At 63.1% G+C, this 13044-nt stretch carries 10 protein-coding genes and 3 pseudogenes; 11 read left to right on the plus strand and 2 right to left on the minus strand.

Annotation, left to right across the window (positions count from 1 at the left end; genetic code table 11):
* The 4 genes and pseudogenes from SB786_RS30905 to SB786_RS30920 form a co-directional block, all read left to right on the plus strand.
* The coding region (locus tag SB786_RS30905) for an integrase core domain-containing protein (protein ID WP_410730775.1) at positions 1–220 on the plus strand (220 nt) is incomplete at its 5' end.
* 118 nt (positions 221–338) lie between these two features.
* On the plus strand, positions 339–869 hold the full coding sequence (locus SB786_RS30910) for a hypothetical protein (protein ID WP_410730776.1): 531 nt from the start codon (positions 339–341) through the stop codon (positions 867–869).
* The gene (locus SB786_RS30915; protein WP_410730777.1) at positions 866–1576 is read left to right on the plus strand and encodes a hypothetical protein; all 711 of its coding nucleotides are present in this window, start codon (positions 866–868) and stop codon (positions 1574–1576) included. The genes SB786_RS30910 and SB786_RS30915 overlap by 4 nt, the downstream gene beginning before the upstream one ends.
* 5 nt (positions 1577–1581) lie before the next feature.
* Positions 1582–1683, plus strand: a pseudogene (locus tag SB786_RS30920) (glutathione S-transferase); the annotation flags it as partial.
* On the opposite strand, the pseudogene SB786_RS30925 reads toward SB786_RS30920, so the two are convergent.
* Positions 1677–1898, minus strand: a pseudogene (locus SB786_RS30925) (DUF3363 domain-containing protein); the annotation flags it as partial. The pseudogenes SB786_RS30920 and SB786_RS30925 overlap by 7 nt on opposite strands.
* Between SB786_RS30925 and SB786_RS30930 the strand changes: the two are divergent.
* A pseudogene (locus tag SB786_RS30930) lies at positions 1834–1965 on the plus strand (ABC transporter ATP-binding protein); the annotation flags it as partial. The pseudogenes SB786_RS30925 and SB786_RS30930 overlap by 65 nt on opposite strands.
* A 38-nt stretch (positions 1966–2003) precedes the next feature.
* Here the strand turns inward: SB786_RS30930 and SB786_RS30935 are convergent.
* Entirely contained in the window at positions 2004–2108 is a 105-nt protein-coding gene (locus tag SB786_RS30935) for a hypothetical protein (RefSeq protein WP_410730778.1), read from the minus strand.
* Between the two features lie 618 nt (positions 2109–2726).
* Between SB786_RS30935 and SB786_RS30940 the strand changes: the two genes are divergently transcribed.
* The 6 genes from SB786_RS30940 (at position 2727) to SB786_RS30965 (ending at position 13002) form a co-directional block, all read left to right on the plus strand.
* Positions 2727–4688, plus strand: coding sequence for a hypothetical protein (locus tag SB786_RS30940; protein WP_410730779.1), 1962 nt, complete (start codon positions 2727–2729; stop codon positions 4686–4688).
* A gap of 77 nt (positions 4689–4765) precedes the next feature.
* Complete coding sequence (locus SB786_RS30945; RefSeq protein WP_410730780.1) at positions 4766–5719, plus strand: ATP-binding protein; 954 nt, start codon at positions 4766–4768, stop codon at positions 5717–5719.
* On the plus strand, positions 5712–7574 hold the full coding sequence (locus SB786_RS30950) for a hypothetical protein (protein WP_410730781.1): 1863 nt from the start codon (positions 5712–5714) through the stop codon (positions 7572–7574). Before SB786_RS30945 ends, SB786_RS30950 begins: the two co-directional genes overlap by 8 nt.
* A gap of 412 nt (positions 7575–7986) precedes the next feature.
* Positions 7987–10119: a phage integrase family protein gene (locus SB786_RS30955; protein ID WP_410730782.1), complete on the plus strand. Its 2133-nt coding sequence runs from the start codon at positions 7987–7989 to the stop codon at positions 10117–10119.
* A 1195-nt stretch (positions 10120–11314) separates the two neighbouring features.
* Entirely contained in the window at positions 11315–11974 is a 660-nt protein-coding gene (locus SB786_RS30960; protein WP_410730783.1) for an AAA family ATPase, read from the plus strand.
* Positions 11971–13002 (plus strand): ParB/RepB/Spo0J family partition protein, encoded by a 1032-nt coding sequence (locus SB786_RS30965; protein WP_410730784.1) that lies wholly within the window; start codon positions 11971–11973, stop codon positions 13000–13002. Before SB786_RS30960 ends, SB786_RS30965 begins: the two co-directional genes overlap by 4 nt.
* Positions 13003–13044 lie beyond the last annotated feature (42 nt).

The raw sequence follows: 13044 nt of genomic DNA on the forward strand, positions 1-13044 counted from the left end.
TTCGGCGAGCGATTCACGCAGGCGCGTGGATAACCTGTTGTTCAACCGCCTCGCCCACAAAAATGCGGACAGGTTCTACGAGTCGGTCAGCCATGCCAGGCGCTCCATCGGCCAATACATCGAGCTGTACAACCGGAAACGACCTCATTCGAGCCTGGCGGATCAGACGCCGGATGAGGCATACTTCGCGACGCTGCCTGCGATCAAATTGGCAGCATGATCGCCCCGGACGTTCCACTTAAAAATCTCAGAAATCTGTCCGAACGAGCGAGGCCACCTCTCTCTATACGAAGCAACAAGTCAGGCACACCGATGACGTTGACCTCATCGTGCATGTCATGAGCTATCCCCACTGGGAGAACTTGAAAGAGCAACTCCGCCAGAAGGGCTTTCGCGAGCAACCAGATGACGAAGCACCGATCTGCGCGATGTTCCTGGCCGGCATGCGTGTCGACTTCATGCCCGATGATGAAGCCATCCTGAACTTTGGGAACGCCTGGTACCGGGACGCGCTCGCCAGCGCGGAACACCACGATGTCGGCGAAGGCGTCACGGTCAGGATTGTGCGCCCCGCACACTTCGTCGCCACCAAACTTGTGGCCTACCTCTCGCGCGGCAACGGCGACCCACTGGAAAGCCACGATGTTGAAGATATACTGACGTTGCTCGATGGACGCCCCGAAATTGCCGAAGAGATATTGGCCGCGGACGCCGACATGCGTACGTACATCAGCACGCAACTCGCGGCCCTCCTGGAACACCGGGACTTCGAATATGCAATCGAGGCGGCAAGCAATGGGGACGCCGCACGGGAAGAAGTGATTAGGCAGCGCGTCGAGGTCATCGTCTCCTATGCGAAGCTCACATGAACGACCGAATTCCGGCTACCTGGCAGTGGTATAGCACGCAAGGAACGACGTGCGCCGACAATCGGGATGCTTGCGGCATCTTTGAATCCAAAACCTATACGTTCTCTATCGTCATGGATGCCGCCCCGCGCGGTGAACGTGGCGTCCAGTTCAATGCATGCTGGATCGCCCAGGTGCTCGATCGCATGAGCCCTGATCTACCGTCGATCGAAGCCGTCCTCGCGACGCTGGAAGAAGCTCAACAACATCTTCGTACCGAACGGTTCTTTGTCGAGAAAGCGTCGTATATCGCCTTCCTGCTTCCCCGCGATGCACGGGCAGCCTATGTCTTTTACTGCGGGGATTGCACCCTCGGCATCCGATCACAAGATGGGGACATCGAATGGCTCACCCGCCCCCACACCGCGATCAATGCGCTGGAAGATCTCGGCATGAATGCCGAGGCGTCGGCGCGACACACCGTCACACGCACGCTGAATGCCAAGCGATTCCGGGCGCCCGAGATCCAAGTGTTGGATGCGCACGCTTCTGGTGTGTGGGTGTTGGCGACGGACGGCTACCACTACCGAGAAACAGACGATAAGGGACACCCAACGGATGATTGCAGCTACCTGCTCATCGGCAGCAGTCTGGACGCCAACCCGGTACCGCTCCCCGCCAATCTGTTCATTCGGCCATCGCCAACGAACGATAATCGCGAATGCTAACGGACATGAACGCGCGGCTGACCGAATTTCCCTTCGCCGCTGGTGAAAACTTCTCGATGGCGGACATCACGCTGCTCGTCACGGTAGACTTCGCCGCCAAGGCGATCGACTTGGCGATCCCGGAGGAACTCGGAGCCCTTCGCCGCTGGTACGACACCGTCACCACTTCGCGCGGGTCGCGGTCGGGCATAGCTTGGCCTTGGGCGATGGCCAAGTGATGATCGGTGCGGTACACGCCATCGACGGCCAGAGCAGCGATGTTGCGGTCGGCCGCGCGCATATCTGCAGCGCTTTTCACTTCCACCACCGCGCCGGTCGGGTACGTGCCGCAGGGCCGGGACATCTTCCCGCGGCTCACCGTCGAGGAAAACCTGCTCGTCGGCGCGGCGGTAATCCCCCCGCTTTTAACGCGAGTCAGAAGTAGAGACTATGCTACCGCCATGAGCCGCTGTTTCGGCGTCATGCCGCCAAGACCCATGTTCGGGCGCTCGTGATTGTATTGCCACATCCATTCCGTGGCGAACTGCTGCACGTCTGCGAGGTCATCCGGTAATCCTCCCGCCTACTGGACGGGAGGATTACCTTCGCGACGTCCCCCCGTCTTCAGTAGCACCGCCACGGCGTGCTATGAGGCCAGCGCCCGCGCAACTAAAGTTGTAACTCGATGGGCGATTTCAACCAAAGTTGTGTCGCAATCGTGGATCGACCGCACAAACTGGCCCATGCCAGCTGGATAAGGCTTCTTCACGCTGGCTCGGCTCGACCGCGAAACTCTGCTCGAAAGGCCGTCTGAAGCGGCTCTGCGGGAAGGTGAAGCGGTCCGGCCGCCGACGCTACGCCGTCCGCAGATCGCGCAGGTGGCCGATCGACACAACATTAGTTGAAACATAGCCACAACTTTAGTTGTGTAAGCGCTTGCACAACTAAATCTGTAACCAATCCTGTGCGGCGCAGCATTTCCGGCAATCCCTTGATCTACAAGGAGAAGCGGCCGGATGCGATTTCAACTAAATCTGTAACTATCGCGTCCGCGACGTCAACTAAATTTGTCACGTACTGCGCGATTTCAACTAATCTTGTGTCGTAATGGTCGACGCGCTGGCGGAGGCGACCGATGGCACGACGCTCACGCTTACGGGCAGGCGGTTCCTTGAACGACGGCACGGGATTGAACGACGTCGATCTTGCCGCTTGGCCGTCGATCGACGAGCTCGCGCTTTCCGCCGAGCGACGCGCGCTCTATCGGCGACGCGAGCGCGCGATCCGCCTGTACCTAAACGGCGCGACCGACCGCCAAATCCAAGCGGCCTGCAGCCTGGGCCGCGTCCAGACGTACCGGCTGCTGACCGAGCGCTGCCTCAAAACGCACCCGGATGGCCGCGTCAACGGCTGGCGAGGCCTCCTGCCATATACCCGCGTCAAATCCTACGAACGAACTGCACCGCTCAAGCTCAACGCCTGGAGCGGCGGAGCCGTGGGAGCCCTGCAGTGGGTGTTCGAGTCGCCTGCGGGGCGGGGCCTCGAAGAGCGCCTGCGTGAGCGGATACTCGGCAAACGTAGTGACCTAGAAGCCTCGCGTCGGCCGCGCATGGCGGTGTTCCGCTGGTTTCTGGCCGAGCTGCGTGCACGCGGTTTCGAGCGTCGCGGCGAGTGGCCGTTCAATGTCGAGAAACGCGGCTACGTCACGCTCGCCCGCTACATTGACCGCGTACTGGCCGAGCATCCCTCTCGGGCGCGCCAATTGGACGGCGGAGCCGAGGCGGTGCGCAAGGCGCGCGCCGGCGACGGTACGCGCCGGCCACCGGTGGCGCCGTTCGAACGCGTCGAGTGTGATGCGCACAAGCTCGACGCCCGTATGACAGTACTGGTGCCGTCACCGCATGGCGGCACCGAGCCGCGCCTGATCCACCGCCTGTGGGTTGTGGTGTTAATCGAGGTCGCCTCGCGCGCGGTGCTAGGCTACCACCTGAGTCTGCGGCGCGAGTGCGCAGCCGAGGACGTGCTGCGCGCCGTGCGTTGCGCGCTCGTACCGTGGATGCCGCGCGACCTGCAGTTCAGCGACGACGCCTATGTGCCGGGTGCTGGCTTGCCGTCGTATCGTCTTCCTCCGCTGGCCGGCGCGTGCTGGAACGAATTCAGCGTCGACGGCGCGCTGGCCAACATCTGCGCGCGCGTCGAGGGCGTGCTGCGCGACGTGGTGGGCGCGACGCTCGTCAAGCCGCAAGATCCGGCGAGCTACAGCCGCCGACGCAGCAAGGACGACCGTCCGTTCGTGGAATCTTTCTTCGGGCATCTGGCCGCCGGCGGCTTTCACCGGCTCGCAACCACGACCGGCAGTTTGCCTGCCGACAAACGCGGCGCCGATCCCGACGCGGCCGCGCTCGCCACGCAGTTCCAGCTCGAGTATGCGCAGGAACTGCTCGACACGCTGATCGCCAACTACAACGCCACGCCGCATTCGGGACTGGGATACCGCAGCCCGCTCGAGCAGCTCGAACGATTGATGGCCGAGCGCGCGTGGACGCCCCGCCAGGCTGATCCGGAGGCGGTCCGCCGCATAGTCGGCGTGCGCAAGCTCTGTACGCTGCTCGGCGGCGTCAAGACCGGCCGCCGCCCGCATTTCAACTTCGCCAACGCCCGCTACTCGGCCGAGTGGCTGTGCCTGCGTACCGATCTGCTAGGCCAGGCTTTCTGGTTGCAACTCGACAATGAGGACGATGCGCGCTATGCCGCCGTGTCGACCCAGCGTGGGCAGTTCGTGGGCGTGGTACGCGCTGCACCCCCATGGCACCGCACGCCGCATTCGCTGTACGTGCGCGAGGCAATTCGCGCGCTCGAAAAACGCCGGCTGCTGCATCTGGCGAACCACGGCGACGCAGTCGAGGCGTTGATCCGGTACGCGGAAGCGGCGCCTGCGGGCAAACTGCCGGTCCACCCCGCCTATCTTGAGGCGCGGCGCATCCTGCAGCAGCACGCGGAGCGGCTCGCCGGGCAATCGATGGTGAGCCTCGCCAAACGCCCCGAGGAGGCTGCCGTCGCCACGGCACCCGTGGCGCAGGAGCCGCGTCCTCCCGCGCCGTTGCCACCGATGCGGAGAGCGCAGCAATGGTGACGTTTCCCGGGCCTGCGGAACCGCTCGTAGCCGCCCATGTGCCACGCGATCACCCGGTCGTCACGCGCGACTATTCGTTGTTCACGGTCGCGATTCACGACATGGTCGAGCGTATCGGCACCTGGCTGGACGACCAGATCGACGGCGCGACTATTTTCGGGCCGTCGCGCTTCGGCAAGTCGAGCGCCGTCGACCACTGGCTGCAGCGGCTGCTGTCCGAGCGCTACGGCGGTTATGTGCCGCTCGTCGTCTGGAGCCATACGGACTCAGGCAGCGCAACGGCCGTGGGACGCTTTTACGCGCACCTGCTCGAGGCCAGCGGGCACCGGCTGGCGCAGGCGCGGCGCAGCCCGCTCGAGCGCCAGACCATGCTTGTCGAGCGCTGGATCGAGCTCGCCGCGCAAGGCGGTGGCCGCTTTCTCGTGCTCGTGATCGACGAAGCGCAAGGCATGAGCCAGCGCGAATGGCTGTGGCTCGTCGAACTGCATAGCCTGCTCGAAAAGCAGCGCATTCGCTTGTGCGTATTCTCGATCGCGTCGCTGCAGTTCTTCGACGAACCCCTTGGCATGGCACTGGCTGGGGGTGCTCATGTTGCCGCGCGCTTCATGCTGGCGTCCGCCCCGTTTCACGGCGTGCGCACGGTAGACGAACTCGCCTATGTAATGCGCGGCTACGACGAGGGTAGTGAATGGCCGGCCGGTTCCGGTTGCTCGTTCACAGCAGGCCTGGCGCCACGTCCGTGGGCCGGCGGGTTCCGGATGGCAGATCAGGCCGAGGCGCTGATGCTGGCGATGCAGGACGCCTTGCCGCCGCGGTACGCGGGACCGGTCGATTTCCCGATGAAAACCGTCGCGCACGCGTGCCGGCACGTGTTGCTGCGCGTCGCCAGCGGCGCGGACGTTGACTCAGAGACATCGGCCACGGCCTGGCAAGCCGCCGTCGAGAATGGCGGTCACCGCACGCTGATGGCGCTGGTGTCGGCGACCGCGGCACTGCGCGGCGCAGGTCGCCGAGAATCCGGCCATGCCTGAGGTCCGCTTGACATGGCACGCGGGCAGTGTGCTGCCGTACGCGTCGCTCTGGCACACGGTGCTACGCGCCTGTGCACTCAATGCGCTGCATCCGCGTGACTTGCCGTCGTGCCTGGCTCGCCCGCCCGCTAACGTAGAGTTGATCGAGAATCGCGGTCATGTTGACGAGACTGCATTCGCGCTCGCACTTGGCGAGTCGCCGACTGCCTTTCGGTGGTCGTCCCTCGGTGCGCTCCCACCTTGGCTGGATTGCGCGCTCGTTGTGCCGCGGCCGCGACTGTGCCTGGCCTGTCTGGCGGCTGGCTACCATGCCGCGCTGTTTTCCGTCGCGCTGCTCGATACGTGCCCGATTCACGGTGTACCACTCGTCGATCGCTGCCACTGCGGAGCGCCATTTCCTGCGAGGTTGCGCTCGCTGACCGACTACGGGACGGCAGGCAGTTGCCGATGCGGTCGACTGCACTTTTTTACCCGCGACACTTGCCGTCAGCCCGTGCTCACCCCGGCCGCGACCCGCTGTCTCGATCCAGTTGCCGCTTGGCTGGAAGCGATGTCGAGCCTGATCCGCCCCGCTCGACTGGAGGAGGCCTTGCGTCAACCAACGACCGACAGCATCGCATGGCTGGCCGCCGCTGCAAACACGCTCGGCGTGCCGTTTCCCGCGTGTTTCCGGACGATTCCCTCGATCCGTGCCGCGGCGGTAGCGTACGGAACCCGGGTTCCCGCAGTACCGTTGCGTCGTCCCGTGTCGCAGGAAACCGTCGCACGAAACTATGAGCGGACGTCGTATTGGCCGACGACGCCCGCCATCACGGTTTACCGGGCGCTCGCCCGCCACGTCCGACGACATCTGGCACCCGGCAGCGCGCGTTGGGTGGCTGGTTTCATCGACGCCTGCGACTCGCTGGTGATTGCAGAGCAAGTGGCCGGTAGCCATCACGCGCATCAAGCCTTTGTCGAGTTGCTCTGGGGGCGTGCGGCCGAGTCCAGCATCGAACGGCGGCGCTGGCCCGATCGGCCGCCGCCGGAGGGGGTTAGAGCGAATTTCGTCGAGCCGGTGGCAGCCGATTGCCTGGTCCGAGGCGCGGCGGATGTCGAGGCCGAGGCCCGACACTGGCTCGCTTGCCATGCCGCACGCGTGAGCCTCGGTGCCGCTTGGCGCGACGCGCAGGCGCGCGCGACGGCCGCTGCGCGATCCGGTGTGGCCGACTGGTCGGCCACCACGCCCACCACGTCCTGGCGCGACAGCGCGTGGCTTGCACGCGTGACGCCCGCCGGGCTTGCCTTCGTCTCCTCAAGTCAGGCGAACTGGGCAGCAGCCAACCATGTCGACAAGGCGACCCGCCAGGCGACCGATACGGTCCGCCGACAGGCGCGTCGAGACATGATGTGGGCGGCCAGTCGGGGCGCGTGCCTGACCTGGTCCGACGACGTTGGATGGCACGTGATCGACGCGATCGATCCAGCCGATGGCGACCTGCGGCGGCGCAGACTATTGGGGTTGCCTGCTGGACGCCCTTCGTGCTGGCTCTATCGGTCCGCCGACGGCCGCTTTGTCGCGCGCGTGGACGGTGCCCGGTTGCAGGTGCTGGCCGCCACGCCCACCGCAGCGATCATGACGCTCCGACGTTGTGCGACGGACTATCTCCGGAGCTGCCAAGTTGCGTTGCCGCCCGCGGCATCGGTACCGCTTGTTGTGCCCGAGCCGCTCGCCGCACGATCGGCGGCGGACTATCGGTTCTTCGTGGCATGTGTGCGGGGCGCGCGAGGATTCTGGGATGACGCGAGCAAGCTAGCCGAGGCGGCACGTTGCTATCGCCTCGCGCAGGCGCAGGTGGTACGTGCTGAACCGTGATGCGTAGAGGTTCCTGTACCGTCAGAACCTGTCCGCATTTTTGTGGACGAGGCGGTTGAACAACAGGTTATCAGTGCCCGATGACCGGTGGTAACAAAATTAGTTGAAAACTAGTAACAAATTTAGTTGTGTAAGCGGTAAGCGTCATCCAATCCGAGCGTTTGGGGTAGATGTCCCGAAATGAAGGGTAACATAGCCCTTACTATGTTACCCTTCATTTTATTGGCCAAAACGCCCCGCTTCGGGGCGTCGCTGTGCCACCTCCTTGTTCAGCAAGGCACAGCGGCCGGTCAGTGACGATCGGCGCGGCGCCGTCACGCCACCCTCGCCGCGCTCGTACGCCGTCGCTGCACGCGGCCGGCGCGCGGCACTGTATCGAACAACACGGTTTCCGTAGCACCTAACCACACCCATGCCGATCGACGAACCTGATGTGCTCGATGTCGAGTTTCGCGAGCTGCCGGCCGCGCCGCGTCGCGCGCCCACGCCTGCCGCCCGCCGCAAGTCGCGCTCGCGGCAGGCACGCCGCGACGCGGCCGCCCAGCGCCGGATCGGCCTGCAGCACCTCGCCTTCTTCCGTGGCTACCTGGAAGGACTGGATCTCGCCGAGCTGGCCGACCAGTATCTCGAGTTCGGCCGCGACGCCCGCAAGGCCGCGGCCACGCGTAGCTGGCTCGTGACGTCGTTCGTCGCCGCGGCGAGGAAGCGTCAGGACTTCGCGACCGCCCGGCTGCTCGCGATTCGACCGGCCGCGCTCGCGGCGACGCCGGCGGCCGACGCCCCCGCGCACGCCGCGCCATCGCTGGAGGATTTCGCCGCCGAGCACGATCCGGACGGCTTCTATACCGAGAAGGAGCTGCTCGACCTGTTCGCCGCGCGGCATGCCGGTGCCGACGCCGATACCGGCGCGGCCCTGCGCCGGCAGCAGCGCAATGCCCGGCTGCGCGCCCGGCAGATGGCGGCGCTCGACGCGCTCGCGCGCCTGGTGGTCGAGGATCCGCGCCCCGAACACCACGTGCTCGGCTGGTTTGATACCGCCGTCGCGCTGCGCCTGGCCGACGTCGGGCTCACCACGATCGGCAAGCTGGTCGAGACGATCAACGCAGTCGGCTACCGCTGGTATCGCAGCGTGCCGCGTCTGGGCGAGATTGGCGCTCGCCGGATTACCGCGTGGCTCGCCCACTACGGGGACGTCGCGGGCCTGCAGCTGGCCGCCGGCGTGCAAACCCATCCGTCCGAGCGCACGCTGCCCGGCCCGCCGTTGGCTACCACCGGTTTGGTCACCGCGATCGCGCCGCTCGAGCGTTTCTTGCTGCCGCCCGAGCTGGACGGCTCGCACGGCGCACACCGCAATCTGGTCAAGAACAACAGCCGCGCCAACAACGACCGCGAGGCGATCGAATTCTGGCTCGCCGACTACGAGAACCCGCATACGCGCCAGCGCTATCGCACCGAAGCCGAGCGACTGCTGCTCTGGTCGATCTTCGTGAAGCGCAAGGCGCTGTCGAGCCTCGACACCGACGATGCGCGCGAGTACATCAACAGCTTCCTGCCCGATCCCCAGCCCGCCAGCCACTGGGTCATGACGGGCACCGCGCATCGCGGCGATCTGGGCTGGCGGCCGTTCCGCGGGCCGCTGTCGGTCAAGAGCCGACAGGACGCGTTGTCCGCGCTGAAGAAGTTCTTCGGCGAGCTGGTCGACGCCCAGTACCTGGATCACAACGCGTTCGGCAAGGTCCGCGTGTTCACCGGATCCACCCACGACGCTGCCGGCAACGAGCGGCGCGTGGCCGCGAAGTCGCGCCTGCAGATCGAACGCGGCTTGACCTCCGACGCCTGGCGCTTCGCGATGCGCGTGCTCGACGCGATGCCGGATACGGCCGCCGCGACACGCATGCGTTTCGTGCTGAGCTTTGCGTACAGCACCGGGCTGCGGCGCGCCGAACTTTGCGGAGCCTTCACGGACGACGTGCAGGAGCGCTACGCCGGTCCCGAGCTGGGGACAATCCGGTTACTGCGCGTGGTCGGCAAGCGCGCGAAGGAGCGCTTCGTGCCGCTGGTGCCAGCGGTACTGGACTTGATGGGCGACTATCTGGAATCGCGTGGCCTGCCGCGTGATCCCCTCGCCTGCCCTGCCGCCACTCCGTTGATACCGGCGCTGCTGTCGAATGCCGAGATCGGCCGGATCCGGCGCGCGGCGAAGGCGAGTAGAACGGACCCGGCGCCTGAGCTCGCGACGCGCGCGCGGCGAACCGGGCCGATCCATCCGGTACAGCTCTACAAGGCGATCAAACAGTTTTTCGCGACAGCGACCGCCGCTGCGCTGCGTGAGGACTCGCCGCACGCACGAGCCTTCAGCGCCGCCAGCCCGCACTGGCTGCGCCACACCTTCGTGTCGCATGCGCTGGCGAACGGGATGAGTCTCGAGAGCGCGCGGAATTTTGCCGGTCACGATTCGCTCGACACCACATCGATCTACGCGACGGCCGAGCTTGGCCGCCAATACCGAGAGGCCGAGACCTTTCTTAGTTTAGTTGCAGCTTAGGGCGCCTCGGGCCCATCAAAGTCGGTGGATGGCGAATCGCCCAAAATCAGAAGTATCTGCGACGCCAACATTGCGGGTGTGACCACCAGTCTGAAGGTGTCCGACGAAACACCATCAACAATAGCGATGACGACCTACCTTCAACTTCTCCGAGATTAAGTCGGAGTTGGCTCCGTGGAAGTTATCGAACTACCAGATGATCTACGACTTCCCTCCTTACAGGACAACGATCTCCTAGATGATCTGGGACATTGCGACCGAGAGTGCACTGCGGCCATCTGCGGATGCGTAGCGGAAATTCAGTATATAAGGCAAAAAAGTCGCGGCTTTGGATGCCCGCAATCCGCAAAATACGACAAGGTATCACTCGATGCTCACAATCCTTTCCGCTGGCGAGGCGATGCGTGATTGCCTCCCTCGCGCGAGCAGGTCGCAGTTTCAACGTAGAAACTGCATCGCCCAGCATTCAGTGTCATGCTCAGCATGCGAGCTTTGTCGGTTGAAGTGGTGTCTGTAACTGTTTGGCCTGTTCAGTTTCCACGTAGAAACTGACCGCTCCCGAGCATAAGATAAGAACTCCCGCGGACATCGCCGACGAAATCGACCGCAGTTTCAACGTAGAAACTTGATCTGCGATTATGCGGCCTCGCGCTCAGCATGCGAGTGTTGAAGATTGATTGGACGTCTGCAATTGCTCGGTCAACTTAGTTTGAACATAGATACCGAACGTTTCATGAGCATTCGAAAAACGGCTCTCTGATGCGGCTAGCGGGGGGCACCGACAGCAAAAAGTTGCCTCTGAGCCCCAGTACGCGACCGCAGTTTCTACGTAGAAACTGCCCGCCGGGGCGCTAGCCCGGAAGGCGAAAAACTACGCGCGATTCAGGGGTCGCACCACAGACTGGCAATGTGCGTTTGCGTTCGATCCACGCTCCCTCCGCTGCACCGTTAGGCCGTCAAAAGTGGTCGCTGCCCATGCCCCCCAGTTTCTACGTAGAAACCACTCCGGGAATGCACGCCACACTACACCTTCCGGTGGAATTGTCGCCCCATGCTCCAGTGAATTTCTCAAAAACGTGGGGTTTTTGTTGATGTTTTTCGGGTGGCATCCTAATATCCCCTGGCAGCAGCTTGGCGCGCAGTTTCTACGTAGAAACTGCTCCGGCTCCGAGCATCAAGTGCATAAGGAGAACGCATGGCAGCGAAAATTATTGCCGTCTTCAACCAGAAAGGAGGGTCGGGGAAAACAACGACCTCGACGAATATCGCAGGCGCCTTCGGTATGCGAGGGTACCGGACCATGCTCGTTGACTTGGACGAGCAGGGCACCGCGACACTCTCAGTCGGCGCAGCCCCAGATGAGCGACCGTACCCAGCGGCAATTTCGAATCTGGCGCTAAGTCCTCGGCCGGATCGGGAGATTGCAAAATACGTGAACGACTATGATTTCATTGTCATTGACTGCCCGCCCGCCATTAAATCGGCTGCGCCCTCTGTTGCCCTCCTTATTTCCGATCTGGGACTGATTCCCATCGCAGCGTCGGGCGGCAATCTCTGGGCGGTTCAAGAGGCAAAAAAACTCGGTATGGAGGCCCAGATCCGCAACCCGGATCTCAAGCTTCGTTCATTCGCGAACATGAACCAGAACGTCACGATCGTGAAGCAGATCTTTGAAGCCGCAGCTGGAGACGATGAGCTTCCCATGCTGAAAACAAAGCTGGGCTTCCGCACCGCGTACAAGGAAGCAGAGGTATCTGGCGCCACTGTCCTTCAACTCCGCTCGGCCAAGGCTGCCCACAAAGAACTGAATGATCTTGTCGACGAAATTCTCGAAGTTCTCGAGGTGCGAGCATGAGCAAGAAAGACTTCGCTGCGGCGCTTAATGCCGGAGTAAAGCGCGATCAGACAATGCGAGAGACGGCGACACCTTCGAGGTTCGACCGCGTAGATGAAGCATTGAGCGGCCGAAGCAGCCTTTTAGATCAGCCCAAAGAGAATGTCGCTGCCCCGACAAGATCGGCTGCAGAAGCGTATTTGGCAAGCCTGGAACAAGCAGGGCGGGTGCAGGCGCGGTACATAACAATGCCAATAAGCCATATCGACGATAACCCGCTCAACAGTCGCACGATCTACAAAGAAGAGCTCATCGCCGCGCGCGCAGCCTCCATGGCCCGAGATGGCCAGCTCGTCCCTGTACTCGCCGGACGCCACCCCGACTTTCCGGATCGCGCAATCTTGATCGACGGCCAGTTCCGAAAGCTTGGTGCGCTCCGGAATCGCTCCGAGACGTTGGATGTGAAGCTTCTCGAAGGCCTGGACCCGATAGATTTCTACCGCCTTGCACGAGCCGCAAACAACGAGCGCGAGCAGGAAACCATTTTGGACGTCGCGCTCGGGTACAAGAAGCTTCTCGATCAGGGTCATGCAAAGTCGAATGACGAGCTGGCGGTCTTGGTGGAGGAGGGCAAATCCAAGGTCAGCAAAATTCTCGCGCTTCTGGATCTGCCGCAGGCCGTCCTGGACGTGATCGGTTCGCATCCCAAACAATTCGGCCTATCAACTAGCTACGAGCTCACCCTGTTCTTCAAGGCATCGGACGAGAAGCGCACCTTGGCATTTGCCGAGCGCATTCGTGACGAGGAATTGCCGTTTCAGAAGGTGAAGGCTATACGCGAAAGTCTCGAGAATGGCCGGGCCCCACGTAAGTCCCTTTCCCGACAGTACAAGGTGTCAACTCTTGACGGGGCCGAGATTGGTGCGATTAAGGAATGGGGCGACGGGAAGGTCCGTCTGGACCTCGCTCTAGGATCGGCCGAAAAAGCCGAGGCATATGTTGCGGCCTTCAAAAAGCTCCTTGCCGAAGACGGCCACCAACTGAAGTAGGGATGTGCGCTACGCAGGTATGTCTGCTAGTTAAGCACCGCA

The sequence above is a fragment of the Burkholderia sp. SIMBA_062 genome (assembly GCF_046534765.1).
Classification (GTDB): domain Bacteria; phylum Pseudomonadota; class Gammaproteobacteria; order Burkholderiales; family Burkholderiaceae; genus Burkholderia; species Burkholderia ambifaria.

What these genes read in the sequence shown, in the direction of transcription:
- SB786_RS30960 (WP_410730783.1), top strand. Translation starts at nt 11,315, where the DNA reads ATGGCAGCGAAAATTATTGCCGTCTTCAACCAGAAAGGAGGGTCGGGG.
- SB786_RS30950 (WP_410730781.1), top strand. Translation starts at nt 5,712, where the DNA reads ATGCCTGAGGTCCGCTTGACATGGCACGCGGGCAGTGTGCTGCCGTAC.
- SB786_RS30915 (WP_410730777.1), top strand. Translation starts at nt 866, where the DNA reads ATGAACGACCGAATTCCGGCTACCTGGCAGTGGTATAGCACGCAAGGA.
- SB786_RS30910 (WP_410730776.1), top strand. Translation starts at nt 339, where the DNA reads ATGAGCTATCCCCACTGGGAGAACTTGAAAGAGCAACTCCGCCAGAAG.
- SB786_RS30955 (WP_410730782.1), top strand. Translation starts at nt 7,987, where the DNA reads ATGCCGATCGACGAACCTGATGTGCTCGATGTCGAGTTTCGCGAGCTG.
- SB786_RS30965 (WP_410730784.1), top strand. Translation starts at nt 11,971, where the DNA reads ATGAGCAAGAAAGACTTCGCTGCGGCGCTTAATGCCGGAGTAAAGCGC.